Source organism: Microcoleus sp. MON1_C1, assembly GCF_036701945.1.
Classification (GTDB): Bacteria; Cyanobacteriota; Cyanobacteriia; order Cyanobacteriales; family Microcoleaceae; genus Microcoleus.
This window is the reverse complement of record NZ_JAUBRO010000030.1, coordinates 43,607-68,012: the sequence shown is the minus strand read 5'-3', so window position 1 is coordinate 68,012 and position 24,406 is coordinate 43,607. Positions and strand designations below refer to the sequence as shown.

The following is a 24,406-nucleotide window of genomic DNA, read 5'->3' as shown; positions in this document are numbered from 1 at the left end:
CCGCGAAGGCGCAAAGGGCGCGAAGGAAGAGGAAGAAGAAGAAGAATTGTTAGTTCAAGTTCAACTGCACTAAGGTATCGGGGGCGAGGAAGTGGGAAATGTGATAAGCCCGCTCTTCTGTTTTCAGCAGGATTTTTTCGTAGAGGTAGCGCGTAGCTCGATCGCCCAAACTTTCTGCTTGTCCTGCTTGACGCCGCAGCAAACCGAGGATAGCTTGCTCTGCAATTAAATCGTGTTCCAGCATTTGGCGGCAGGAATATACGCCGTCGGCTTCCGGCTCAAAACAGCACAGCTCGGCTAACTTGCTAAAGCTAGCTGCCGGTATGCCGCCCAACCCGTTTAACCGTTCGCCCAACTCGTGGACGCTATCTTGAGCTTCTCCGTAGCTTTCTTCAAAGAATTTGTGCAAGGAGTAAAATTCTGCCCCTTCCACCACAAAATGATGTTTTTGATATTGCAGGTATAGAGCCTGGAAACTGGCCAGCAGCGCGTTCATCCCTTCACAAATCGGTGCTGTGACTGAATGTTCCAGTAGAACTGGGTTTTCGGCTATGTGTCCAAACGGTCTCAATGCACTCTGAGTCTCAGCCATGTGTGTTCTCCTCTCAATAGGCAGTTTTGTTGCCAATAGAGTCAGTCTAGCACCGTAAATTTACCAGTCAAGCAGCGTCTGCCTCGATAGTAGAAGATTTTATAGAGTAGGAAATTTTTTTTGTAAACCTATTGAGAATTATTAGCAGTTGGGTTATGCTTGAACAAGATCCTAGTTCTGAACGCTTCCTGAAAGTGGGGCGAACCTTCTGAAGGCAGAAGGCAGAGGGCAAAAGGCAGAATTTTTCAGGAAGGGCTTTCGATCATCTTTGATGTTCTGCTGAAATCTGGCTTTTAAGTTCTACCCGCTACCATTCAGGGTAAAAATTAATGCAAATTATTACTGTTGTTAAAAAATGAATCCAGCAGATCCAGAATTAGAAGTTTGTGACATTGTGCAAGTTAGTTGGCTAGATAGGTGGCAAGTTTACAAACGCTTGCAAGAACTAGAAATTCCCTGCTGGTGCGCGGTTGACCAACCTTTGCGGGCAAAAGTCAACACAGCTAAACAAGCGGCTCAGTTAATGAGCGTGTTGAGGCAAGTCAGTGCCCCTCGGGACGAACTGGTGGAATGGCTGGAGTGCTGCTGGCAAAAGGCTTCAAGGTAGAAGCAAGTTTGGCAAAGCTCAGTGTACAAGATGTAACGGATGTAACGGATTTAAAGGAGTCATAACAATGTATAAGTCTGGCAAGCAAGTTTCCGAATTCAGTTTAGAGGGAGAAATCCTCGGCTTGATTATTGAAGATGGCTGCAAACTTAAATATTTGCGAATTAGCAATGCTCGGGGAGTAGAATATCTTGTTAAACTGTGCAAGGAATTGCGGTCATTTCTGTTACCTGTTTTGACGCCCGGTTTGAAAGTTGAAGTTGTAGGCGAGAAAGAAATCAACTTGAAAAACGGTAAAATAAAACTTAAAGCTCGCAGCCTCAAGCTGGCTCAAGGTCAAAACGATCGATCGCCAGAACTGCTCGACTCCACCAATCTGCCTGTTGCGGTATGGACATCCGACGATCGCGCGATCGGCAAAAGCGAATTCACCTCTGCCACAGCAGCTCACACTGTAAAAGCTCCGGCAAAAACCCAAACCAAAATATTAGTATGTCAAAAATCAGACTGCCTGAAGCGGGGCGCTGGAGGAGTCTGTAAAGCTTTAGAAAATGCTTTGAATTCGCGCGGTTTAGAAGACAAAGTGACAGTTCAGGGAACCGGATGTCTCAAACAGTGCAAAGCCGGCCCCAATATAGTTTTAATGCCGGACAAAACTCGCTACAGTCGCATTGCACCGGCAGAAGTTCCAGCAATCATTGACAAACATTTTGCAGTTGTTAAAGCTTAGGCGATCGCCCGGATGCCGAAACAGTAAGTTATACCATTTTAGATTAAAGAATTAAAGAGTTGGGAATAACTGATTCTGTATGGGTTTGGATCAGGGGTCTACAGTGGCATCATTGTTTGAAACTGCTATTAGAGATTGAGAAAAATCATTTTGATAGGACTCGCGGCGAAAAACTCACAGCCGGAGGGTGCTGGTGCGCGCATCTTACACGTTAATTTGAGTTCGGGTTGTATAGCGCAACAGCTAAAACGGTTAGGACATTCTTAATTGCTCAAACCCTTGATTTTATTGGTTCTTCCTTCTTGCTTGTTCCGACTTCCATCCGACTTGTTCCGACCGCTATAGTTTGATCGCGCCACTCGATTCAGAGGTTATTGTCCCAAAAAACCGGAAAAATGCCAAAAACTATCACTTAGGGGCTTCCTTCTGGAGAATCTCTAAGGATAGACTGTATCTGAGACCCTGTGAGTATTGGGATAAAAAGCCATGTCAGAAGCTGATCTTCGAGCCCATCAGCACCAACCGTACCCTGCTGTTCCATCCGATACCGAACCATTGCACTCAGATTTTGCTGCTGCTGGGGGTTTTGAGCCGATCGCCCCCGATGCGACAGACACTCCCGCAACGCTTCCCCAACAGCCAGAAGAAGACTGGCAAACAGTAGATTTTCCCAACGCCATCAGTGTAGATGCAATTCCTACAAAACCTGAAACAAAAAATTCGCAATCTCCGACACAGCCGACTGAGGCGGGCTCGCCCCCGATTTCAGACAATCTAAAAAATATGCTTGGGAATGCCGAACAGGCCAAGGGCAAAGGATCGACCCCAGTCACCCTAATGCAAGCGCTGCACGAATGCAACCGCGACCTTTTACAGCGCATCGCCCAGCTAGAAACAGCGCTCGAAGAGTCCCAAAAAACATTGCAGAATCGCGAAACTTTGCTAGAACAGCGGACTGCAGAACTGGAAAATACTCAAGAACAATTGACGCGGCTGTTTGGCAAAGTGGAAGTTTCCCATCAAACCCTCCAAAGTCAAGAAATTTTAGTCGAAAAATTAAGAAGTCAGTTGGCAACCAGCCAAGTCAGGCTAGCGACTGTTGAGCGAGAATGTGCGTCTACTGTGCAGCGCTACAACGAACAGTTACACCAGTTAGTAGCCACAGAAAATATTTGCAGGGAATTGCGAGCCCGCTTGCACCGCCAGCAGCGCCACACTCTGCAATTCAAAGCTGCCTTGGAAAGAAGTTTGGACAGGCCGCAGGTAAAGTCATCAAGGAGCGAGTCGCCTGACAATGCAGAGGATAGCGCCAGCGCGCAATTAGAATCCTTGCTCGCTACGGTCAAAAGCTCTCAAGTTCCGCTGCCGCCAGCCTTTAACGCTTCCCCTGTCCAACCTTGGTCGGAAACCGAAGAGCATCCAGAGGTAGCGGTTGTTGTCGATGCGATCGAGCCTGAAGCCCCAGCCAATGTGGAACTCAACAAATTAGCCGAAGTATCCGGCATTCAATTGCACAAGAGCGAAACCTCCCAGCCTGATGAGCCGGCAACTGACTTGGCCGAACCGGTTGCTGAACCTGAACTGCCGGTGGCTGAGCCTGAACCCGAAACTGCTACCAAAGTGGACGCCCAAGAATTGGCCAGGGCTTTTCAAATTTTGAACTCTGTTGAAACCTTTGGCATTCAAGAAGTGCGATCGAGTGTGGCAAAACCCACAGCAGTCGCCCAACCAGACTGGCTGAGCTTGATTGCCAGTCCGCTGCGGGCTTCTAAAAAACGCCGATCGCTAGCTGAAATTGAATTGCCGAGTTTTCGATAGCGAATTGAAGTTGCTAGTTTTGAGTCACAACTCAAAACTCAAAACTCTTTTCTCGCCTTTCCCAGGCCGTAGGTGAGAGCATAGCTGGTAGCCAACAGCCACAGCCAAACAGCCGGATACCGGGGTTCCAACCAAGGTTGTACCCTGCGAGCGAAGCTGGGAAGCCATCCGAACAGCAAACTGGCCACAGCCAGCAGAGTAAAATTCACGTAACTTCCCAGCCAGCGCCAAATATCCCTCAAGGTGACAAAATCTAAAATCCACAAAAGGAGAGAAGGGTTTTTTCCGGCTGCTTCGAGCGCCAGTCGATTGAAAGTTAGCCAGTCGATTCTGTCTTTAATAAAAGTTTCGGCTACGGTGAGTTTTTGTCCTGCCAAAATACCGAAAAAGGTATTGAGAATTGAATTAATTCTTTGAGGCGGCAAACTGCTCCCGGTAGGAACCATCATGCCTTTAGAAAATAGCCAAGTTACGGAAACATTGCTCTGGTAGGCGCGAATTTGGTTTAAGTGATTTGCAGTCAACAAATTGTGCTTTAATGCTGTATCCAAAAGGTCTGTTAAGCGGAAAAGATTGCGGACAAGAGAGCCGAAGCCGGTGAAAACGAGGGGAGATTGCAAGGATGCTGCGTCGCCGATCGAGACTAGGCGATCGATGGCCACGGAGCGATCGCTGCTGTTGCTGCTAAAATGCCCCGGAATATAACCAAAGGTCGGTTTTTTCCACACCAATTTATCGACATCGCAGCGGCGGTATTCCGGCAAAATTGCGAAAAAATCCTCGTACATTTCCAGCAAAGAACCGGGATTCTCTGGATGTACTTGGTGGTAGTGAAATAGATAAACTGTCAATTCTGTGCCGGCGCCGGGAAACAACTCCCAGATGAGCTGGCGCCCCCGGGAAATGTCCCCGTGAGTGTAGAGTACATCCCCGTACTCGGAATCCCACACTCCCGGCTCAAATCCTGCGTCGATGACTGCTCCCACTGTCGGACAAACGCTGTCAAAAGTCCGCCCTTCGTTCAATTGCCAAGCGATGGGAGAAGCCGAACCCATTGCATCCACCAGCAGCCGTCCTAATGCAGTGCGATCGGCTTTTGTCGGCAAGTGGCGGCCTTGAACTACTACTTTTTCTGCTTCAACATCGGCTCTGATAAACTCAGTTTCGTCCCAGATTTCCCCACCAGCTTCTGTTAGCTTAACTCCCGCTAAATTCAGCAATTTTTCGCCGTCCAAAGCTACATTGAGTACCTTTGGTGTGTGCAGAACTGGCGCTTGAGCAACGGGCGGATTGTTAGCATCAAAAAACTTGTTGTAGCCATCTTTGTATTCTCGGGCAATCAAAGTTTCGATTTCTGCAGCAGTAAATAAACCCAAATCAATTAAGCTTTGAATTTCATCCCGCGAAATATTCCACTCGCGATTCATTCGCCCGAAAGGCATTCGTTCAACTAGCAGCACCCGGTAGCCCAATCTCGCCATGACTGCGGCGTGAATCACTCCCAAGGCCCCGCCAATATAAATTAAGTCATAAAAAGTATCGCCAGAATCAGACACCAAAATCGTGTCTTCTGCCTTCTTCCCTGTTCCCTCTTCCTTCTTCCCTCTTCCTTCTTCCTTCTTCCCTGTTCCCTCTTCCTTCAAAAACACTACTTGTTTTGGCTTTTGAGGATTGCGAGTGCCTTCGCGCCAACGTTGCTCCCACCAGTAGACGCGCTTGAGGTCGTATTCGCCTTCAGGCATTTTTTGGAAGTATTTGACGGTGAGGGGGTAATAGGGGGCAAGAGCCTCAAAAATTGAGTGTTTGGAGAGGTCTATGACAGGGGGTTCCGGGTAGCGATCGGGAAACTTGTTTTTCACAGCAAGATTCAGAGCTTCCAGGAACTTTTTTTCTCCCGCAGGCGCCTCTTCTAGACGAAAGACTTTTAAATAAGTGGTGCGTTGCAGTGACCAGACAAAGGTGGAAAGTTCTGCCGATCGCCAATTTTGGTTTCCTGAATTGGTGTCAGCCAAGGCGGGTTTTGGATTGGCCTTTTGAGTTCCAGACTTGAGAACCTCGGCTGTTGTGGCTGGTGAAAGCAGGCGAAAGCCGTCAGCAGTAATAATTTTTTCTCCGATTCCGGGATCGAATTCGTGCTGCAACCAAGTGCAGACGGCTGCTGTATCCGGTGTCGGGACTTCTAGATAAAGAATTTCTTGCATGATTAGGCTCTCAATTCTGAATAAATTAATAAAGATGGGGGAGTTGACAAGGGAGCAAAGTAGGCTATACTCCCGAATACTTATTGAGTTTTAAATAAGTTTACAATGTTCTCAGATTTTTAGGTTTTCGATCGCTCTTGCTCTCGGTTGGCCCGCAACGGCTGAATATCTACTCCCTTTGGTATGCACTCCTATGAATTATCCCATTCCTACGAATCCTCAAGAAATGATTGCTTTGCGACAGCAGCCACTGAATGAAGAATTGGTGGCGTCGGCGATCGCGGGTGTGATCCAAATAGCTCGATCGCGATCTCAGTCTTTGGATGAATTAAAGGCTGAGGTACTCGCGGACGACAATCTGCTCGATTTTGCTCAGAGGCTATGGCTGAGCGACATTGTGGCTCAAGCTTGGAACAATTTGCCCTAAATTTTATACATCCAAACCACCCTCCCGAACGCTCGCGTTCGACGGGGAAGGAGGAGTGATCGAGCCGGCGACAACAAGCTGATGAAAGCTAGATTGTCCCGGATAATTTGTGATCTTGTAAAAATTCTGGTTAAGTCATTGTTAAATTTATCTCTATTGAGCAAATTTCATAAATTGGCTCCCAGTTTCATAGGTTAGCTGCATCGATCAAATATTTTAAGATGCCAATTATTTTACTAATATTATCAATAAAATAATCATTTAAATCAACTTCCATAAGTTGATTACTAAGCCGTAAAAATTTCCAATTAGTCCCTGTTGTGACTACTCCATATATTTCGGAAATATTATTGTTTCTTCTTTCATTAAAGATTTGAGCGGCAATCATTTCTGCCATACATTGTGGAAGCCCAGCTTGGATATTATCATTTTTAGCTTCTACTAAGGCGACAACGGGGGCTTTGATTAGGAGTTGTTCGGGAGAACGACTAATCATAAAATCACAGAAACCCATTAATCCTTTTTCTAAATCTACATTAAACTCTTTTCCTGAAAAAAAGCTAATTTGATACTTAAACTGCTTTCTAAGTTCTACTAAAATAGGTGTGACAATTAATTCTGAGCGAGCTTTTTCGGTATTAATTGCTAAAGCTAAAGAAATGTTTTCTTGCAGAGTTTGGCTGAGAAGAGCGCTATACTCGGCGTCGGGTAAATCGGCAAAAATACCAACTTTGTCAGCAATGGTTATGCCAAAGTTGGTTTCTATCATTTCTAGGTTTGTGAATTGGCTGTATGACATTTTTATTATGAGGCAAGGAAAACTTGACCATCAAAAATGAAAAAATATTTTTGTTATTTTAACATATTTGATGCTCATTTTTAAAGGAATTTGGTATGAGTAACTTGGCGACTAACGCAACTCTACTTCTCGCTTGACTTCGGTCAAAACTCGATCGCCCCGAGTCAACCGATATTCGGCCCGCCAAACTCCGGGAGTCAGAGGAGAATTTGTACTGTTTCTTTTGCCGACATAACCCAACCAAGTGCGGCTGGGGGCTTTAATTTCATTGGTCTGATCGGCGATGGTTGTGCCGTTGGGGGCAAATAATTTGTATTGTTCGCGATCGCCCTTGAGCACTCCGTAACTTTGCACCCAAAACAACAAAGCTGGACTGTTTGCAGGGAGTTGAGTCTCTGAAAATTGTCCTTCCCAAACAGCGTTGATATCGGGTGGCTTATTGGCAAAACCGGCCCTAATTAAACCTGTGGAAATATAGTCTAGAGGCTTGTCCCAAATAGGATTGCGGGCGATGTTGCAGCCTACCTTCGCGTCGGGCCCGACAAACGGATCTACGGGTTTGCCTTGATAGCGAAAAGTTACGTGTACGTGGGGGAAAGATGCCATCCCAGAGTTTCCCACCATGCCCAAAACTGTGCCTTTTTGTACCTGCGTACCCGGTTTGACGGCAACGCTGCCTTTGCGGAGGTGGCAGTATTGGGCTTCCCAACCACCGCCGTGGTCGATTACCATGCCGTTGCCACATTCTGTGCCTGCGATGTTGGCTTTCTCTGTCTCGTTTTGTAAACGCCGATCGACTACACCATCTCGTGCTCGCAAAACTTTGCCTGCAGCGGAGGCAATAACTGGCACTCCTTTTGCCATTGCTTTGGCGTCGGGAATGGCAAAATCTGTGCCGTCGTGGCCGTCGTAGGTTTGGCGTCCGCAGCCAAAATCGACGGCGGTGGGGCCGGGTTCTCGATCGAAATACAGCAATACAAAACAGTCTTTTCCTAGGGTACAGTCGATCGGCTGGCCGAATTGCGGGTTGTTCGGCTTTTGGGCGACTGCGGTCGAGACGAGACGCTGGGCGATCGTGTGGGCTTCGGCGATCGGCGCACTTACTCCGCTGTTACTAGCACAGCTAGAAAGACTTGTCAACCCCAAGGTCAACAAAATTGCAGAAATGTATTTGGTGGAGAGTATAGTCATTCGCCGATGGGATGTAAAAGCTGAGGTGGGTAGTGAAAAATCAATTAATGGTTCAGAATATAGTTGCTCAAGAATCTAGACGATTGGTAAGGCGTTTTCGTTTCCGATACTTGTGGTATTATTTTGAGTTGGAAATTTTAAAATTTTAATTACTTAGAAAATGCGTTCTAAAATTCGATCGCTCATTTCGATAATTCGGCTGGCCGGGCTTGCTGTTGCTGCTTTGGGGATGTGGGGATTTTCCACCCTTGCCGAAGACGTGTTGGGAAAACAAAGTTACGCTTTCGATACCTCTATTTTACTATATCTCAGGAGCCTTCACACTCCGCTGCGCGATCGAGTAATGCTGGGCTTTACCTTTGTGGGCGAGCCGAAGTTGCTGCTAGCGATTTGTCTGAGCTTGGGTATTGTTTTGCTAGCGCGCAATCACCGATCGGAAGCCGCAACTATTGCGATCACCGGTGGGGGGGCGCTCGGTTTAAATTTACTATTAAAAAAACTTTTTGCTCGCGATCGACCTCAACTTTGGGAGCGCGTTGTTGACGTTCGCTTTTACAGTTTTCCTAGCGGGCACGCGATGATTTCCATGGTTATTTACGGTTTGCTAGGATATTTCTTGGGTGCGCGCTTTCCCAAGCAACGCTGGTGGATTTACAGCTTGACAGTTGTATTAATTGCTGCTATTGGTTTGAGTCGGCTTTATCTAGGAGTTCACTGGCCTACCGATGTTATTGCTGGTTATACGGCTGGTGTGGTGTGGCTGATTACCTGTATTCTCAGTTTGGAAATATGGAAGGAATTTCGTTCTTTTACTACGGCTTCTAAAGAGGAGTTTTTGTCCCCTGAAACTTCTCAAGACTAAGTTTTAAATTTCTACTCAAGACTGACTATTTGCTTTTGGGTAAAAGACATGGCAATTCCTTTTTCGTAGTAAGCAGCCTCGTTAATGAAAATTGGATAAACGGTCGATTTACCTTCATACAATACCGACTCACCATCAAAGGTCAAAAACATCGGATCGCCGGGATTTAGGGCTTCATAATCTCTGGATTGCAGATGGGGATGAATCATTGCCTGAATTTCTCTGTTCTCGTTTCTGGGATAGTCGATCGCCTCAATGGTGTGATAAATAGTCAGGGGATTCTTTGCAGCAGGCATTGTGCCTTGATTGTAGGCTTCTACGCCGTCTAAAATTCGGCAGACAACTTGCTCAGTTTGCTGAAATAAAGACGCATCCAAGACGCCTTGCGGCACTGCACCAACTTCCAGCGTACCGCCTAATTCGGAAAGCGATCGCAGCAAAAGACTATCATGATTATTGGTTGTAGAAGCGAGTACCTTGAGGTGGGGATACACAGAGGTTAAATAAGCTGCTAGTTGCAGGTTAAATGGATGATGGCTGGCGAGAATAAATGTTAGCCCCATGTTGGACGTGGTGCTGTGCAAATCGATAATTAAGTTGGGCAGATGAGTGTTTTTTGAACTAAAAAGGCGGTAGATTTCTTTCGCCCGCTGCGCTTCATAGCTGGAGAGATGGGGATTTTCTAAATCTTGCTTTCTAAAGCAGCGGTTGAGGTCAATATCGATGTAGCGTGTCCCGATTTCGCAAGCTTTGGGATTGGCTAGCAGGGCGATTGTTTCAAAAGTCGATCGCCCAATTAACTCTGGCGCGCGATCGAATTTCTTCACGAGGTAAATTCCTGTGAGTTCGTTTCCGTGGGTTCCTCCCACTATGGCAACACGTTTAATTTGGTTCATAAACAAATAACTTCCTATCCCCAGCTTATCACCCTTTGTCATCTGTTGGTAAAAACATCAGATTGAGGTTTATTATGTGTTTATATTTAGATTAGCTAAAGTTTAAGTAAGTAGGTATCACACGCAGAACTGAGAAACCCGTTTTTTCTGGGTATTTCTCGTCACTAAACAATAAAAATACGATCGCCACCGCGAACACATCGATCGCATTATTGTTTCTCATCAAACCGAATAGTAGAATAGTAGATAGCTAAAAGAGGGATTTTAGATATGGGACTGAATGAGTATTTTGATTTCTTAGCACCGGATGATATTCGCATTAAAGGACATCGCATCGGGATTGAGACGGTGCTGTATGAGTATTTGTATCGGGAACGCACCCCAGAAGAAATTCAGCAACTCTATCCATCTCTAACTTTGGCAGAAGTTTATACGACTATTTTGTATTATTTACAAAATCAAGAATCAGTAAGTAGATATTTGCAAGATTGGTTGGAATGGTCGCATCAGCAGCGAAAGATCCAAGTAGCAAATCCCCATCCGGCGACAGAAAGATTGCGAAAATTGAAAGCTGAACGGGAAAGACAATCTGTTATCCAGGGTGCTTGAGAAATGGCGCTCAAATATTTAATGGACGAGAATGTTACGCCCATTTATGCTACACAACTTCGGCGAAAACGCCCTGATTTAGTAGTTTGGGCAGTGGGCGAAATTGGTACACCCCCAAAAAGCACTCTCGATCCGGAGATTTTGGTGTGGTGTGAGGAGCATAACTTTATTTTGGTGACAAACAATCGCAAGTCAATGCCCGTACATTGGGTAGATCATCTGGCTCAAGGTGGTCATATTCCAGAGATTTTCGTTTTGAATCAGGATTTAAGTATAGGGCAAAATATTGAGGAATTGATTGTGATTGTTGATGGTTCGTTTGATAACGAATACCAAGATCAGATCGTCCATCTCCCATTAACATAAACAGGACTGATGCTTAGGCCAGAAACCGGATTTTTGCGACAATATTTGGTGACAGCCGTAGAAAAGGGAAAAAACCCGGTTTCTACGGGTTGTGATGCGTAGGTAAAGTTGGACATGGCAATGATCCTTGGTGTCAACAACCAGGTACAACCAATAGTCCAACAATCCGGCAGGGGTTGAAACCCCTGCCTCAAAGCGAAAGTCCTCTAGAAGAGGACTGAAGAACTCATTAGTCCTCTTTGAGAGGACTTTCGCTATTAGACAGGGAATTAATTCCCTGGCGGACTTTCGGGTAAGCGAGAAAACTCGGCGGACTAACAGCTTATGTTGTCACACCTTGGTCACTGCCGTGTCCTAATTCCCCCTCCCACCAACCAAAAAATCCTGTCACAATAAAATGAATCCTACCAAGAGACAAAAAGATATGACGCGAGAAGAGTTGTTGCAGTCGATCGACAAAGCGGCTGATGAGGGCCAGACTCAATTGGATTTGTCGGGGTTGGACTTGGAGGAATTGCCGCCGGAGATTGGCAATTGCACGCACCTTGAGACGTTGAGGTTGGGGAAATTTGCTATGATAGTTTGAGCGATCGCACTATTATATATTCTGTAAATTACCAGCTATGAACATTCAGTTGGTTGACTCCTTAATTCAAGTCATTGAGTCGCTGACACCTGAAGAGAGTTTGCTATTCCAAGAAAAACTCTCGGCTAGGGCGATTCAGAGTACGCCTGGAGTCTGTGGAGGAAATGCCCGAATTCGCAACACGCGCATTCCTGTTTGGACACTGGTTTCGCTTCACCAACAGGGGGCCCATGAGGCTGAGTTACTTCGGAATTATCCAGGTTTGTCGGATCGCGATTTAGAGAATGCTTGGCGTTATTACGATCGCCACCGCGCAGAAATCGATCGCATTATAGTTTCTCATCATACAGATGATTAAATGGATTAAGTTTAAGAAAACCAGTTTTCGATTGCCAAGTCTTGAAAGTTTGCATAATCAGCAACATTTCGTGTCACCAGAATCAGATTATTGACTTTAGCGATCGCTGCAATTTGCCCATCAGCATAAGACGGTGTAAGCCCGAGGGGGATGAGTCTTGCTCGTTAAGAAAGCGAACCACTCAGCGGCTTCTTGGGTGTAGGGCAAAATCGGTAATTTTACTTTCACTTCTTCCTGAAGATAAGCTTCGATCGCACTGCGACGCTTAGAATCAGGCATTCGATAACAGCCCAGCAGAACTTCATGCCAAACGATCGAGGCGATTGCCACTGTGGATTTTGCCTCAATTAGTTTAGTCATCACATTCGCATTCGGAACAGGACGAACAGGTTCGGAGATAATGTTGGTATCGAGTAAATAACGCAGCGTCATTCAAAGATGACCTCGCGTCCTGCAAAAGTTCGAGCGCGAACTTCTCCCCAAATTTCATCAGGATTTAAACCGAGTTCTTGCAGTTGATATTTTTCACGAAATGCACTGAGAGATTCTCCAAAGCTAAGTTCGAGATTCTGTGACTGTATGCGGCGTTGAATGTATTCGCGCAAGGCGATTTCAACTAGAGTCTCGAACTCAATTTCTCCCTCAAGTTCGATCGCCTCTTGCAGCAGTGCGGTATCCACATTCAGGCTCGTCACCATTGGCTTTCCTCTTTTAACGGTTATTTTATTATAGTTGTGATGTCTCGCTCAGAAACCGGGTTTTTGCCCAGAAGACGCATGACAGTGTAGAAACCACAAAAAACCCGGTTTCTTTGATTGTGACGCGCGCGAAACTCGCCACTAACCAAAAATTTCTGTCACAATAAAAAGAATCCTACCGAGAGACGAAGGGCATGACGCGAGAGGAAGCAGTGCGGCGAATTCACCGGGCAGCCGAGGAAAAATTGACAGAATTGAATTTGTCGGGGCTGGGGTTGGAGGATTTGCCGCCGGAGATTGGCAAGTGCACGCAGCTTGAGACGTTGCTGTTGAGGAAGTGGGATGAGAAGAAAAAAAAGTCGGTTGGGAATAAGTTAACTGAGTTTCCTGATGTAGTTCTTCAATTAACTAACTTAAAAAAACTTTCAATTGTTAACAACCAAATTACCAAAATCCCCGATTCGCTCGCTCAAATGTCAAATTTGATAGATCTTAACCTCAGTGGCAATCAGATAGCAGAAATTCCAGAGACGCTCGGCAAACTATCAAACTTGACACACCTCGATCTTGGTGGCAATCAGATCGCAGAAATTCCAGAGACGCTCGGCAAACTATCAAACTTGACACACCTCGATCTGGGGAGCAATCAGATCGCAGAAATTTCAGAAGCGCTCTGCAAACTGTCAAATTTGATAGAGCTTACCCTCTGGTACAATCAGATAGCAGAAATTCCAGAAGCGCTCTGCAAACTTTCTAAGTTGACATGGCTGAACCTTAGTGACAATAAGATAGCAGAAATTCCAGACGCGCTCTGCCAACTCTCTCATCTGACAAAACTTTGGCTCCGTAACAATCAGCTCGCACAAGTCCCAGAGGTTTTAGCAAAGCTTTCCGAAGCTCTCATCCAACTACCTAATCTGACAGACATTGACCTCAGTGACAATCAGATAACCCAAATTCCAGATGCGTTAGCAAAGCTTTGCCAAGCACTCGTCCAACTGCCCAATTTGACAACTCTTTGCTTTCGTAATAATCAGATCGCACAAGTCCCAGATGGGCTAGCAAAGATTTGTGAAGCACTTATCCAAATGCCAAATCTAACACGGCTTGACCTTAGTCAAAATCAGATTACCGAAATCCCAGAAGCGATCTGCCAACTATCGAATCTGACAGAGCTTGTTCTCTATGGCAATCAGATTACCGAAATCCCAGAAGCGATTACCCAACTGTCGAATTTGACAGGGCTTTTCCTCAATCGCAATCAGATTGCCGAAATCCCAGAAGCGATCGCCCAACTATCGAATCTGACACAACTTTGCGTCGGTTGGAATCAGATTACTGAAATCCCCAATGCGATCGGCCAACTGTCCAATCTGAAATGGCTTGCCCTCTGGGAGAATCAGATTACCGAAATCCCAGATGTGATCGGCAAACTGTCGAATCTGACAAAACTTGACCTCTGGAACAATCAGATTGAAAAGATTCCTGAATGTTTGGAAACACTGCCAAAACTTGAAAAACTCGATCTCCGCCGCAATCCCCTGCCCATTTCTCCAGAAGTTCTAGGCCCCACCCACCTGAACGAAGAGCCCGGTACTCCCGAAGCCATCTTCAACTACCTGCGCCAACTCCGCAGCGGCGAAGTCCTCCCCCTCAACGAAGCCAAAGTCCTCCTCGTCGGACAAGGAAGCGTCGGCAAAACCTCCCTCATCAACCGCCTCACCCACAACCAATACAACCCCAACGAATCCCAAACCGACGGACTCAACATCACAGACTGGAAAATTACAGTCAACACCAAATCGGTCAAACTCAACGTCTGGGACTTCGGCGGACAAGAAATCTACCACGCCACCCACCAATTTTTCCTTACCAAACGCAGCCTCTACCTCCTCGTGTGCAACTGCCGCACCAGCGAAGACGAAAACCGCCTCGAATACTGGCTGAAACTGATCGGAAGCTTCGGCGACGCATCCCCCGTGATCATCGTCGGCAACAAATGCGACGAACAACCCCTGGATCTCAACCGCAAAGCCTTGCGCGACAAATATCCCAACATCAAAGCGATTATCGAAACCTCCTGCGAAAGCGGAACTGGCATCGACGAACTCCGCAGCGCCATCCACACGGAAATCTCCCAACTCAAAGAAGTCTACGATCTTTTGCCGCTAAGCTGGTTCCAAGTCAAGCAGCGCCTGGAAAACCTCGACAAAGACTTCATCAGCATCAGCGAATACGCCACCATCTGCGCCAAAGAAAACATCTTTGAAGAAACCGACCAAACCCAACTCATCGGACTGCTGCACAACCTGGGCATTGTCCTCAACTTCCGCGAACACCCCATCCTGCAATCCACCAACATCCTCAATCCCCACTGGGTGACAGAAGGCATCTATGCCCTCCTCAGCGACGACGCACTCAAAGTCAAAACCAAAGGCATTCTCACCTACGCCGACCTCAGCCGCATCCTAGATTCAACTAAATATCCCAGCCACCGCTACCACTGCCTCACTGGGTTGATGGAGGAATTTGAACTCTGCTTCCCCGTCAGCAATTGCCCGCCGACTTTCCTCATCCCCGGCATCTTGCCCAAAGAACAACCGGAAAACACCAAACTCCAAGGCGAAACGCTGGAATTTCAATATCACTACCGCATCCTCCCCGACAGCATCCTCTCGCGTTTCATCGTCCTCATGCACGAGAAAATCCACAACTGCACCCACTGGCGCACGGGGGTTATGCTGGAGTACAGGGAAGGCGCTGAGGTGTACAACATCGCCCGGATCAAATCTGACCCGGAAGATAAGAAAATCTTTATTGCCGTTAGCGGGCGGGAATCGACGCGGCGTTCTTTCCTCAGCATGATTCGCGATACGTTTACCAAAATCCACAATTCTTTTGCCAATCTGGAAATCAGTCAATGGGTGCCGGTTCCGGGTTATCCCGATGCCGATCCGCTGGATTACGAGGAGTTGCTAGGATTGGAGGAGATGGGCGAGAATACAGTGCGCGTCGGCAAACTTAAACTCAAACTCGATTTGCGGCCGTTGCTGGATGGGTATGAGTCGATCGAACTTCGGCGCAGAAACCAAATGGGCGATCGAGAAATGGAAAAATACGGAAGAGAATATGACGATATTGTAGATATCGCTAAACTAGCTGTTAGTAGACCAATTATTAATAAAGCCTCAGCAAAAATGACTCAAAATTCTTCTGAAACCAACAACTTTCAAGGTGCTTTTCAAGGTGCTAACTTCTCCGGCAATATCGGCGGTTCGTCGAACAGTGCCGAAGTTGCTGGCAATCAATCCCTGCAAAACAATAACACCAATACCGCCGAACTTTTCAAACTGATTTCCTCGATGCGTCAAACCGCCGATCAGTTTCCCGAAGACATCCGCGAGGGTATAATTATTGATATTGAAGATGTGGAAGCGGAAATTAAGAAACCGGAAAGCCAATGGAATAAAACTCGATTAAAGAAAAGCTTAACAGCTATTTTAGCGGCGGGTACTGCGATCGGAGTTGGCATCGCTGGCGTGACTGATTTTGCTGATAAGGCGATCGATGTCGGTCAAAAGGTGGGTATCGAACTCAAGCTACCGTCACGACACTAAATCATTTAAAATTAAGGTAATTGGGGCGATAATCGCCCCAATCATTCCAAAAACCTGGGTGTTGCCATGCGTAAAATTGTACTATTCATTGCATCTAGTTTGGACGGTTATATTGCCCGCTCGAATGGCGATATTGACTGGCTGTTTACAGACCAAAATTACGGTTATACTAAATTCTTAGATAGCATCGATACGGTTCTCATGGGTCGGAAAACTTACGAACAAGTTCTAACTTTTGGCGAGTATCCGTACCAGGAAAAAAAGAGTTATGTTTTTACGAAAAATCTAGATTTTCAAGCCACTTCTGATGTCGAAGTGGTAACAGATTTAGAGAATTTTGTCAATGATTTGCGATTGCTTGACGGCAAGAATATTTGGTTGGTGGGAGGTGCTCTGCTGATTCGCGATTTCCTGAATCAAAATTTTGTCAACGAAGTGATTCTCTCGGTTCATCCGCTTATTTTAGGCGAGGGAATCCCTTTATTTGTTAATCCCATAAATACTACAGCTTTGCAGTTAACTGGATGTCAGACATATAGTTCTGGTATGGTTCAACTATCTTACGATGTCGCGACTTGAGGGCGCGCCCAATGGCTAAGTCGCTTGCAAAATACTGTCAGTTGGTTATCAAAAAAGGTAAGATAGGACTTAGTAAGTTGACAATGGAAAAATTAATCAAATATCGGCAAATTGTGCAGCAAATGTTACTGGAGTACGGCAAGCGCCAACCTGCTCACGGAGACATTGAAGTCGAGACAATTCTTGATACAGAACGAGATCACTACCAAATCTTTTATGTTGGCTGGGACAAGCAGACTAGGGTGCATCACTGTAGCATTCACATAGATATCAAGGGCGGGAAAATTTGGCTTCAATGGAATGCCACTGAAGATGATATTGCTGAAGATTTAGTAATAGCTGGAGTTCCAAAAGAGGATATTGTTTGGGGATTTCAGCCGCCTTTTATGCGGAAGTATACGGGTTATGCAGTGGAATAGATAGCGGATGATGAAATGTATTTGCTACTTTTTGTTATTAATATGTTTTTTCTGGGTCGCGCTTCCTGCTGACGCCTCTGTATGCCGCAATTATCAAGGAAGCGAGATTTGCATTGTCGATATCAAACGCAGTGCGAAAAACTATTGGGAATACAGGGTAATTCTGAGTGTTGATGGAGTGAAACAGCCTCTGGAAGTCTACAATTGCCGCGATCGCACTACAGTTAAGAAAGATGGAACAGTTTTGACGTTTGGACAAAACAACCCTGGTGAAATCGTCTGCGGTTTTTTTAAGAAATAGCATATTCGGGACGCTGCTCAAAGCCCATCCCACTCATTGTTTGATTGATTTAACTGGTTCAAAGGCTCTGCCTTGGAACCCATATAAGCGAGGCTCTGCCTCGGCTGGGAAGATGGAGGCAGAGCCTCCGGATCTGCGTTACCAGGCAGGAGCCTGGTAACGAGTAGATAGTGAAGCAATCACGGAGTCGGCGATTGCTTCGCGTATAGCTCGCAATGGCAGTTACAGCGGTGCGCGGTGTACATCATACGGTTAGAATTTGTGGTCTACAGCAGAAACGCAGCGTTCGCAAATTAGCGGATGTTCGATCGACTCGCTGACGTGAGTCGAGTAATTCCAGCAACGATCGCACTTTTCCCCGTCTGCTTTCACTACACCAATCGCCAACTCAGGAGACTGATAACTGTACGGCAATTCTTGCAGAATTTCATTCGATTCTACCAGTTCCACTTCCGAAGTAATGAACAAATACCGCAGTTCATCTACACCCTTGCCGGCCATTGTAGAATCGTGCGTTACAGCTATTTCAGCAGGAATTTCTGATTGGGGCTCGATCGCAACTAATTCTGCTTGCGGAATTGGGGGTGTTTCTAACAACACTTTTTCGGCTGGGGCTGTTTGTGCGATCGCCGCCTGTGTTTCTTCTACAAGCACAAGCGCTGTCTCTAGTGGCGGTGCGAGTACGATCGCCTGTGTTTCTACAAGCACAAGCCCGCTTGTCCGCCCCACCACATCTGCTGTCATAAAATCAATCTTTTGAGCCAGTTGTTGACGGTTGGCGGCAAACAGCAAGTGACGGAAAGCAAACCAGATTGTAAATAAGATGCCGATGACTTCCAACAAGCCTCCCAACATCGGAATCTGATTAATCGTATCCAAAATCGCCAGCGTTACTCTGCCGGTTATCAACACAGAGGCTAACAGCCCAAGTGTTACCAGCGCTTTTTGGTATTCTGTGAAAAACTTGCCCGCGTATTCAGGCAAATTAGCCACCAACTCGGCGGCTCGATCTAAGATTGGCCCAGAATCTGAAGCCGGCAGTTCCGGGGCCGAATACTCTACTATCTGAGAAGGCCGATCGCCCTTTTCTGCGCTCTTTTTCCCCTCAACATAAATTGTGTTTTCTGTCAAGACTTTGGCAACTTTTGCCGCTTGTTCTTCCTGTCGATCTTGTGCTGCTTTTGCTTTCTCCTCTGCTGCTAACTCGATGACTGAATTTTGCGATCGCACATAATCCACCAATTCTTCGCTGCTGGGATTCAAAGCTTCCAATTGCTCTCTTTTTTCCACATCGGGAACATACAGCAAAACCTTAGCTTCCAAAGAAGAACCGATCGCCTTTTCCATCCGGGCTTTTTCCAAAACCTTGTTAACTTCGCCGCGCACTTGTCGCAAATACTGCCAGCGAGTAGCCAATTCTGGATTGTGCCATGAAGCATCAATTTGCACCCAGCCGGCTTCAAATACTGACTTGTAAGGAGTCGGATAGGGAAGGTACTGCCAAATATCCTCAGCCATGTGACACAAAACAGGTGCGATCGCCCTTGCTAAATTCTCCACAGCAATTGCAATCACCGTCTGACAACTGCGGCGGCGAAGGGTATCTGTCGCGCTGATGTAAAGTCTGTCTTTGGCAATATCCAAGTAAAAATTCGACAAATCCACCGTGCAGAAATTCTGCACAGTTTGGAAAAAGCGGGAAAATTGGAAGCTTTCAAAAGCATCTTGAACTTCCGCAAAAACCTCGCCCATTCTGTGCAGCATATAGCGATCGAGTTCCGGCAATTCCTCGTAAGCAACGCCATCTTTTGCCGGGTCGAAGTCGTGCAAATTGCCCAGCAAAAACTTAGCTGTATTGCGAATTTTGCGGTAAACATCCGACTGCTGTTTGAGAATGTTTTTGCCCAAAGGCACGTCTGCCGAGTAGTCTACCGAAGACACCCACAACCGCAAAACATCGGCTCCATATTCCTTAATTACGGCTGCTGGATCGACGACATTGCCTTCAGATTTGCTCATCTTCCGGCCTTTTTCATCCAGCACAAAACCGTGAGTCAAAACTGTTTTGTAAGGAGCAACGCCGTTTGTTGCTACACTGGTAAGCAAACTCGATTGAAACCAGCCTCGGTGTTGGTCTGAACCTTCCAAATAGATATCAGCAGGATAGTTTAATTCCGATCGACCTTGGGCAACTGCGGCCCAGGAAGAACCGGAATCAAACCACACATCCATCGTGTCTGTACCTTTGCGGTAAGTGCGGCCGTTATTGCGGTAAGATTCCGGCAGCAATTCATCGATCGACAATTCCCACCAAGCATCGGAACCTTTCTCGGCAAAAAGGGCTTGCACATGGGCGATCGTTTCTTCATTTAACAGCGGTTCGTTGGTTTCTTCGTCGTAGAATACGGGAATGGGAACGCCCCAAGTCCGCTGGCGAGAAATACACCAATCCGATCGATCGCCCACCATTGCAGTAATCCGATTTTCCCCTTGGGCGGGAATCCAATTCACATTCGCGATCGCTTTTAAGGCTTCATCTCGGAACCCTTCAACGGAAGCAAACCACTGTTCCGTCGCCCGAAAAATAGTCGGCTTTTTCGTGCGCCAATCGTAAGGATAAGAGTGAGCGTAACTTTCTTCTTTAATCAAACAATTTGCTTCGGCAAGGGCATCAATGACTGCGGCATTGCCGTTTCCGAGGACATTTAAACCTACAAACTGTCCTGCTTCTGCGGTGAAATTTCCGTTCTCGTCTACGGGCGTTAAAACTGGCAAACCGCAGCGTTTTCCGACGATAAAGTCTTCTTGTCCGTGGCCGGGTGCGGTGTGCACTAATCCGGTTCCTGAATCGGCGGTAATGTAGTCACCGCCGGCAACAATTGGACTTTCACGATCGAACAGCGGGTGTTTGTAACTGCAACCTTCTAATTCTTTGCCTTTGAAGGTGGCAAGTATTTTTAATTGAGTGTTAAAAGTTGCCGACAGCCGATCGACCGCATCGACAGCTACTAACATAAATTGTTGTGCGATGTGGGAATCTGCAGGCGGTTCCACCACGGCATAAGTCAGTTCAGGATTGACTGCGATCGCCAAGTTTGCCGGAATCGTCCAGGGGGTAGTCGTCCAAATCGCCGCCCAGAGGCTCGGCATATAGCGCTTGAGCTTTGTTTGCAGGGATTTTGACAATTTTTTCACATGAAAGCCGACGTAGATGCTGCGCGACGTGTGGCCTTCGGGATATTCTAATTCCGCTTCGGCGAGGGCTGTTTTCGAGCTCGGGCTCCAGTGAACCGGTTTGAAGCCGCGGTAGATGTAGCCTTTGAGCACCATTTGACCGAAAACGCCGATTTGAGCGGCTTCGTATTCGGGTTTCATGGTTAAATACGGGTGTTTCCAGTCGCCCCAAACGCCGTAGCGCTGGAAGGATTCGCGCTGCTGTTCCATTGTTTGCTGCGCGAAGGTGGCGGCTTTGCGGCGGAGTTCGATCGGGGTAAGATTGAGCCGCTCCTCCGATTTCATGTTCTGCAATACTTTAAGTTCGATCGGCAATCCGTGACAATCCCAACCGGGGACGTATCGGACTTTTTTGCCGCGCAGCATTTGGTAGCGGTTGATAAAGTCTTTAAGGATTTTGTTGAGGGCGTGGCCGATGTGAAGTTGTCCGTTGGCGTAGGGGGGGCCGTCGTGCAGGATGAACAAGTCGCCTGGGTTATTTTCCGAGAGGCGATCGTAGATTTCTTGATCGGCCCAAAATTGTTGCAATTCTGGTTCCCGTTTGACGGCGTTGGCGCGCATATCAAACTTGGTTTTGGGCAGATTTACGGTGTCTTTGTAAGATTTAGCTTCCATTTTTGAGAAACGTTTTATGTAGTTAGTTGTTAGTAGTTAGCGGTTATTTGAAAGATGATATCAAGTCCGGTTAAATAATCCTAATTAAGTTTGTAGTGACAACTTTAGTCATCTCTCGTCATTGAAGAGCTGACAACCAGATATTTTAGTATAAGCGATCGACCGCACATTAGATCGAACCAAATCCGTAGAGAGATCTCTCTTCTCTGACTCTGCGCCCTCTGCGGCCTCTGCGGTTAAATCATTCCGGTCGAACCATAAACGATATCACAAATCGACGTTAGGCTATTCGGTTAGCCAACTGAACATTTCACCGACGGTGAGATTGAAGGATTCAGCAAAGGTTGGAACGGGGATGCGATCGCCCGGTTCTTCAAAAACTGCTATGGTGCGATCGGCAAAATAGACAAATACCAGTTCTTCTTCCGGGTCAATCAGCCAGCCCATCTGAGTCCCGTGGGCGAGACTGTGGAGAATGTTGCGGACGACTTTAGTTTGACTTTGGTCGGGGGAAAGAATTTCGATTGTCCAGTCGGGGGCGATGGCGAAAGTGTTGGCTACTTCGCCGTTTTCGTCGCGGGGAATGCGTTCCCAGGTAAAGACTGCAAGATCGGGTACTGTCGATCGACCGCCAAAGGTACAGCGCAATTCTGGATAAGCGCGGGCGATGCGTTGGGGTTTGAGTACCCGGTTGATGTCATCACCCAAATCGCTTTGAATTGTGCTGTGTTTTCCTTGGGACATAGGTTTCTGGATAATTTGACCGTCGATAAATTCGCTAGCGGGTTTGGTTTCCGACTGTTGGAGAAATTCATCGAGACTCAAAGGTTTAGAAGCGGTTTGAACCATTATTTTTATTTGATTTAAGTTTAATTTGTATTAGTTAAGCGATCGCGAATTTAATTTATACTCACATCTTGCATCCTTTTTAAGAACAGGCTTTTCGGCCTGTTCCACAAAAAAGCATAAATTTGCTTGTGGGATTCTCCGCGAAAGAAAACACACCCCAGTCCTTCTAAGAAACTCAAGTGCGATCGCGGTCTAACTCGTTTGACGGCGAGTCCGACAGGGATTGAAATCCCTGTCTCATAGCGCAAGTCCTCTGCAAGAGGACTGAGGAGGTTGATTAACGTGCAATGCGAAACTCAACATCGAGTTAAATTGAGACTTGCAGTCGGTTTTATGCGAAACTCAACATCTAATTGAATTGACACTTGCAGTCGGTTTTAACCGACTTTCGCTATGAGACAGGGAATTCATTCCCTGTCGGACTGTAGCAGCAAGCGAGAAAAGGTCATAGAAATAGTCCGAACCCGCGGCTGACGGCATTTCCCATACGATCGCACAATGACGCGGCCGGCACTCCCTGTCCTTCCTGTTCCCATTTTTCCACGAGTTGGCGGCCCAGGGGCGTGAGGCGAAAACTGTCGGTAATCCCTTGTCCGTCTACTTCCCGCCGCAACACGCCGACTTGGATCAGCCAGAGTAGAGAGTTTTCGGCTACGAGTTCGGATACGGGCGATCGAGTGTAGCCGCTTTCTACACCGGAATTTGAGGCGATCGCAGTTAGGAAAACACTGTTATCGCGGATGGTCTGGAAGAAGTGTAATTGAAAAGGGGAACAGCGGACGGCGCGATCGGCTCTTTTGACAGTGCGATCGGGATAACTAATAGATTTAAACGCTTCGGAGGGGATAAAAGTCATTGCGAGAACTTTTGAGTAGCTACTATATTTTTTATGATTGCAGATTTAGAGCCAAATTGGAGTTATGAAACTTATATAAAAATTCAGACAGGCTTTGAACCGAAAAAAATATTTTTAGGCATAAACTTTTTTAATTCATAATTGATTTGAGTTTCTCCATCTTAAAAACTCATAAATTAAGGGAAGTGATGAATAGGAAAACGGGTGAACTCAACATCATATCCACATTCATACAGTTCGCCAATAAATTCAATTATTCTTTGAATTTATCAAGAGATTGCTCGGGAGCATTGCCTTGTTTCAGCCTCCATTTTATCAACAGATATAAAACCCCTCCTCAGCACTTATTCGGAAAATTACCGTGTAGAAATTCCTCATATTTTACTTGAGTAATCAATTTTAATTACCTAAGAAATTTTTAATAAAAAGCCGATAATATAACACGCAATCGCCCGCAAGTCAACGCCAAAAATCACCAGAGCGAACTATTTCCAAGCGCCAAATTTCCCTGGGACAAACTCAATCCCGAACCTCACATTCAAAAGATTGACGGTAGCAGCACAAAATCAACTAAAATAGGTTGGTAAATCTCAAGGGAAACAAAACTATGACATTACCAGTTGGGTGCGCTGCCCCTCAATTTACCGCCAAAGACACAAACGGCAACACCGTCTCCCTGTCCGACTTCACCGGTAAAACCGTCATCTTGTATTTCTACCCTAAAGATGACACCCCCGGCTGCACCAGACAAGCCCAAAGCTTCAAAGCAGCTTATGAAGAATACAAAGGGAAAGATCTTGTAATTCTCGGTGTCAGCCGAGACAACGAGGAATCGCACCAAAAGTTCACAGAAAAATACGGTTTGCCTTTCCAGCTTTTAGCAGATGTTGATGGCACGATTACCAAAGCTTACGATGTCGAAAAAGGCGATTATGCCAAGCGCGTTACTTTCGTCATCGACGGTACCGGCAAAATCATTCAAGTTTATGAGGGCGAAACCATGAAAGTTGACTCTCACGCTCAAGATATTCTTGTCACCATAGTTTAGTCGAATTTTAGCCGATCGCACTAACCTTCCTGGATGCACCAAACGGCTAAAAACCCGGTTTCTTCCTAGATGCCTCGTTGCTATAAGCAATATTCTGGTAGGAACCGGGTTTTTTTCGTAAGTCCTGACTCAGCAAGTGAGGGGTCAA

At 46.4% G+C, this 24,406-nt stretch carries 24 protein-coding genes; 14 read left to right on the top strand and 10 right to left on the bottom strand.

All coding sequences use genetic code 11. The features are described 5' to 3' along the window. Positions 1–49 precede the first annotated feature (49 nt). Entirely contained in the window at positions 50–592 is a 543-nt protein-coding gene (locus QUA62_RS18105) for a Dps family protein (RefSeq protein ID WP_006632871.1), read from the bottom strand. Positions 593–947: 355 nt separating this feature from the next. Between QUA62_RS18105 and QUA62_RS18100 the strand changes: the two genes are divergently transcribed. The 3 genes from QUA62_RS18100 to QUA62_RS18090 all read left to right on the top strand — a co-directional run bounded on the left by QUA62_RS18100 (position 948) and on the right by QUA62_RS18090 (position 3,747). Next, positions 948–1,199, top strand: coding sequence for an Asr1405/Asl0597 family protein (locus QUA62_RS18100; protein ID WP_006632870.1), 252 nt, complete (start codon positions 948–950; stop codon positions 1,197–1,199). Positions 1,200–1,266: 67 nt separating this feature from the next. Further along, a complete protein-coding gene (locus QUA62_RS18095; protein ID WP_333405753.1) occupies positions 1,267–1,929 on the top strand; it encodes a (2Fe-2S) ferredoxin domain-containing protein in 663 nt (220 codons plus the stop codon). A gap of 486 nt (positions 1,930–2,415) precedes the next feature. Beyond that, positions 2,416–3,747, top strand: coding sequence for a hypothetical protein (locus tag QUA62_RS18090; protein ID WP_333405752.1), 1,332 nt, complete (start codon positions 2,416–2,418; stop codon positions 3,745–3,747). Positions 3,748–3,785: 38 nt separating this feature from the next. Here QUA62_RS18090 and QUA62_RS18085 read toward each other — a convergent pair whose 3' ends face one another. Next, positions 3,786–5,948 (bottom strand): flavin-dependent dehydrogenase, encoded by a 2,163-nt coding sequence (locus tag QUA62_RS18085; RefSeq protein ID WP_333405751.1) that lies wholly within the window; start codon positions 5,946–5,948, stop codon positions 3,786–3,788. Positions 5,949–6,141: 193 nt separating this feature from the next. Between QUA62_RS18085 and QUA62_RS18080 the strand changes: the two genes are divergently transcribed. Then, positions 6,142–6,375, top strand: a complete 234-nt coding sequence (locus tag QUA62_RS18080) for a hypothetical protein (RefSeq protein ID WP_190662685.1) — start codon at positions 6,142–6,144, stop codon at positions 6,373–6,375. 187 nt (positions 6,376–6,562) lie between these two features. Here the strand turns inward: QUA62_RS18080 and QUA62_RS18075 are convergent, their stop codons facing one another. Together QUA62_RS18075 and QUA62_RS18070 are read right to left on the bottom strand one after the other, a co-directional pair. Then, positions 6,563–7,144 (bottom strand): hypothetical protein, encoded by a 582-nt coding sequence (locus tag QUA62_RS18075; protein WP_333286454.1) that lies wholly within the window; start codon positions 7,142–7,144, stop codon positions 6,563–6,565. Positions 7,145–7,285: 141 nt separating this feature from the next. After that, positions 7,286–8,365, bottom strand: a complete 1,080-nt coding sequence (locus QUA62_RS18070) for a M23 family metallopeptidase (RefSeq protein ID WP_333405750.1) — start codon at positions 8,363–8,365, stop codon at positions 7,286–7,288. Positions 8,366–8,525: 160 nt separating this feature from the next. Between QUA62_RS18070 and QUA62_RS18065 the strand changes: the two genes are divergently transcribed. Next, positions 8,526–9,227, top strand: a complete 702-nt coding sequence (locus QUA62_RS18065; protein ID WP_333286450.1) for a phosphatase PAP2 family protein — start codon at positions 8,526–8,528, stop codon at positions 9,225–9,227. A gap of 11 nt (positions 9,228–9,238) precedes the next feature. Here the strand turns inward: QUA62_RS18065 and QUA62_RS18060 are convergent, their stop codons facing one another. Then, positions 9,239–10,123, bottom strand: a complete 885-nt coding sequence (locus tag QUA62_RS18060) for an aspartoacylase (RefSeq protein WP_333405749.1) — start codon at positions 10,121–10,123, stop codon at positions 9,239–9,241. Between the two features lie 270 nt (positions 10,124–10,393). Here QUA62_RS18060 and QUA62_RS18055 point away from each other — a divergent pair, with 270 nt between their 5' ends. The 4 genes from QUA62_RS18055 (at position 10,394) to QUA62_RS18040 (ending at position 12,042) form a co-directional block, all read left to right on the top strand. Continuing rightward, positions 10,394–10,732, top strand: a complete 339-nt coding sequence (locus tag QUA62_RS18055) for a DUF433 domain-containing protein (protein ID WP_190735861.1) — start codon at positions 10,394–10,396, stop codon at positions 10,730–10,732. Between the two features lie 3 nt (positions 10,733–10,735). Continuing rightward, complete coding sequence (locus tag QUA62_RS18050; protein WP_333405748.1) at positions 10,736–11,098, top strand: DUF5615 family PIN-like protein; 363 nt, start codon at positions 10,736–10,738, stop codon at positions 11,096–11,098. A 397-nt stretch (positions 11,099–11,495) separates the two neighbouring features. After that, positions 11,496–11,684: a hypothetical protein gene (locus QUA62_RS18045; protein WP_333405747.1), complete on the top strand. Its 189-nt coding sequence runs from the start codon at positions 11,496–11,498 to the stop codon at positions 11,682–11,684. A 37-nt stretch (positions 11,685–11,721) separates the two neighbouring features. After that, the gene (locus tag QUA62_RS18040) at positions 11,722–12,042 is read left to right on the top strand and encodes a DUF433 domain-containing protein (protein WP_333405746.1); all 321 of its coding nucleotides are present in this window, start codon (positions 11,722–11,724) and stop codon (positions 12,040–12,042) included. A 120-nt stretch (positions 12,043–12,162) separates the two neighbouring features. Here QUA62_RS18040 and QUA62_RS18035 read toward each other — a convergent pair whose 3' ends face one another. After that, positions 12,163–12,474, bottom strand: a complete 312-nt coding sequence (locus QUA62_RS18035; RefSeq protein WP_333405745.1) for a PIN domain-containing protein — start codon at positions 12,472–12,474, stop codon at positions 12,163–12,165. Next, positions 12,471–12,740: a type II toxin-antitoxin system VapB family antitoxin gene (locus tag QUA62_RS18030; protein ID WP_333405744.1), complete on the bottom strand. Its 270-nt coding sequence runs from the start codon at positions 12,738–12,740 to the stop codon at positions 12,471–12,473. The genes QUA62_RS18035 and QUA62_RS18030 overlap by 4 nt, the downstream gene beginning before the upstream one ends. A gap of 194 nt (positions 12,741–12,934) precedes the next feature. On the opposite strand from QUA62_RS18030, the gene QUA62_RS18025 reads away from it, so the two are divergent. From QUA62_RS18025 to QUA62_RS18010, 4 genes are all read left to right on the top strand, one after another. Next, positions 12,935–16,357, top strand: a complete 3,423-nt coding sequence (locus tag QUA62_RS18025; RefSeq protein ID WP_333405743.1) for a leucine-rich repeat domain-containing protein — start codon at positions 12,935–12,937, stop codon at positions 16,355–16,357. Between the two features lie 66 nt (positions 16,358–16,423). Next, positions 16,424–16,936, top strand: a complete 513-nt coding sequence (locus QUA62_RS18020; RefSeq protein WP_333405742.1) for a dihydrofolate reductase family protein — start codon at positions 16,424–16,426, stop codon at positions 16,934–16,936. Positions 16,937–17,019: 83 nt separating this feature from the next. Next, the gene (locus QUA62_RS18015; RefSeq protein WP_333405741.1) at positions 17,020–17,355 is read left to right on the top strand and encodes a XisI protein; all 336 of its coding nucleotides are present in this window, start codon (positions 17,020–17,022) and stop codon (positions 17,353–17,355) included. Positions 17,356–17,362: 7 nt separating this feature from the next. Next, positions 17,363–17,656, top strand: coding sequence for a hypothetical protein (locus tag QUA62_RS18010; protein ID WP_333405740.1), 294 nt, complete (start codon positions 17,363–17,365; stop codon positions 17,654–17,656). A gap of 252 nt (positions 17,657–17,908) precedes the next feature. On the opposite strand, the gene ileS is transcribed toward QUA62_RS18010, so the two are convergent. The 3 genes from ileS to QUA62_RS17995 form a co-directional block, all read right to left on the bottom strand. Further along, positions 17,909–21,505, bottom strand: a complete 3,597-nt coding sequence (gene ileS, locus QUA62_RS18005; RefSeq protein WP_333405739.1) for an isoleucine--tRNA ligase — start codon at positions 21,503–21,505, stop codon at positions 17,909–17,911. Positions 21,506–21,790: 285 nt separating this feature from the next. Beyond that, complete coding sequence (locus QUA62_RS18000; protein WP_333405738.1) at positions 21,791–22,354, bottom strand: Uma2 family endonuclease; 564 nt, start codon at positions 22,352–22,354, stop codon at positions 21,791–21,793. A gap of 445 nt (positions 22,355–22,799) precedes the next feature. Beyond that, on the bottom strand, positions 22,800–23,210 hold the full coding sequence (locus QUA62_RS17995) for an Npun_F0494 family protein (RefSeq protein ID WP_333405737.1): 411 nt from the start codon (positions 23,208–23,210) through the stop codon (positions 22,800–22,802). 607 nt (positions 23,211–23,817) lie between these two features. Between QUA62_RS17995 and QUA62_RS17990 the strand changes: the two genes are divergently transcribed. After that, positions 23,818–24,258 (top strand): peroxiredoxin, encoded by a 441-nt coding sequence (locus tag QUA62_RS17990; protein WP_006632849.1) that lies wholly within the window; start codon positions 23,818–23,820, stop codon positions 24,256–24,258. Positions 24,259–24,406 lie beyond the last annotated feature (148 nt).

Coding starts and splice junctions, on each gene's coding strand:
- QUA62_RS18105 (WP_006632871.1), bottom strand. CDS start 592: ATGGCTGAGACTCAGAGTGCATTGAGACCGTTTGGACACATAGCCGAA.
- QUA62_RS18100 (WP_006632870.1), top strand. CDS start 948: ATGAATCCAGCAGATCCAGAATTAGAAGTTTGTGACATTGTGCAAGTT.
- QUA62_RS18095 (WP_333405753.1), top strand. CDS start 1,267: ATGTATAAGTCTGGCAAGCAAGTTTCCGAATTCAGTTTAGAGGGAGAA.
- QUA62_RS18090 (WP_333405752.1), top strand. CDS start 2,416: ATGTCAGAAGCTGATCTTCGAGCCCATCAGCACCAACCGTACCCTGCT.
- QUA62_RS18085 (WP_333405751.1), bottom strand. CDS start 5,948: ATGCAAGAAATTCTTTATCTAGAAGTCCCGACACCGGATACAGCAGCC.
- QUA62_RS18080 (WP_190662685.1), top strand. CDS start 6,142: ATGAATTATCCCATTCCTACGAATCCTCAAGAAATGATTGCTTTGCGA.
- QUA62_RS18075 (WP_333286454.1), bottom strand. CDS start 7,144: ATGATAGAAACCAACTTTGGCATAACCATTGCTGACAAAGTTGGTATT.
- QUA62_RS18070 (WP_333405750.1), bottom strand. CDS start 8,365: ATGACTATACTCTCCACCAAATACATTTCTGCAATTTTGTTGACCTTG.
- QUA62_RS18065 (WP_333286450.1), top strand. CDS start 8,526: ATGCGTTCTAAAATTCGATCGCTCATTTCGATAATTCGGCTGGCCGGG.
- QUA62_RS18060 (WP_333405749.1), bottom strand. CDS start 10,123: ATGAACCAAATTAAACGTGTTGCCATAGTGGGAGGAACCCACGGAAAC.
- QUA62_RS18055 (WP_190735861.1), top strand. CDS start 10,394: ATGGGACTGAATGAGTATTTTGATTTCTTAGCACCGGATGATATTCGC.
- QUA62_RS18050 (WP_333405748.1), top strand. CDS start 10,736: ATGGCGCTCAAATATTTAATGGACGAGAATGTTACGCCCATTTATGCT.
- QUA62_RS18045 (WP_333405747.1), top strand. CDS start 11,496: ATGAATCCTACCAAGAGACAAAAAGATATGACGCGAGAAGAGTTGTTG.
- QUA62_RS18040 (WP_333405746.1), top strand. CDS start 11,722: ATGAACATTCAGTTGGTTGACTCCTTAATTCAAGTCATTGAGTCGCTG.
- QUA62_RS18035 (WP_333405745.1), bottom strand. CDS start 12,474: ATGACGCTGCGTTATTTACTCGATACCAACATTATCTCCGAACCTGTT.
- QUA62_RS18030 (WP_333405744.1), bottom strand. CDS start 12,740: ATGGTGACGAGCCTGAATGTGGATACCGCACTGCTGCAAGAGGCGATC.
- QUA62_RS18025 (WP_333405743.1), top strand. CDS start 12,935: ATGACGCGAGAGGAAGCAGTGCGGCGAATTCACCGGGCAGCCGAGGAA.
- QUA62_RS18020 (WP_333405742.1), top strand. CDS start 16,424: ATGCGTAAAATTGTACTATTCATTGCATCTAGTTTGGACGGTTATATT.
- QUA62_RS18015 (WP_333405741.1), top strand. CDS start 17,020: ATGGAAAAATTAATCAAATATCGGCAAATTGTGCAGCAAATGTTACTG.
- QUA62_RS18010 (WP_333405740.1), top strand. CDS start 17,363: ATGATGAAATGTATTTGCTACTTTTTGTTATTAATATGTTTTTTCTGG.
- ileS (WP_333405739.1), bottom strand. CDS start 21,505: ATGGAAGCTAAATCTTACAAAGACACCGTAAATCTGCCCAAAACCAAG.
- QUA62_RS18000 (WP_333405738.1), bottom strand. CDS start 22,354: ATGGTTCAAACCGCTTCTAAACCTTTGAGTCTCGATGAATTTCTCCAA.
- QUA62_RS17995 (WP_333405737.1), bottom strand. CDS start 23,210: ATGACTTTTATCCCCTCCGAAGCGTTTAAATCTATTAGTTATCCCGAT.
- QUA62_RS17990 (WP_006632849.1), top strand. CDS start 23,818: ATGACATTACCAGTTGGGTGCGCTGCCCCTCAATTTACCGCCAAAGAC.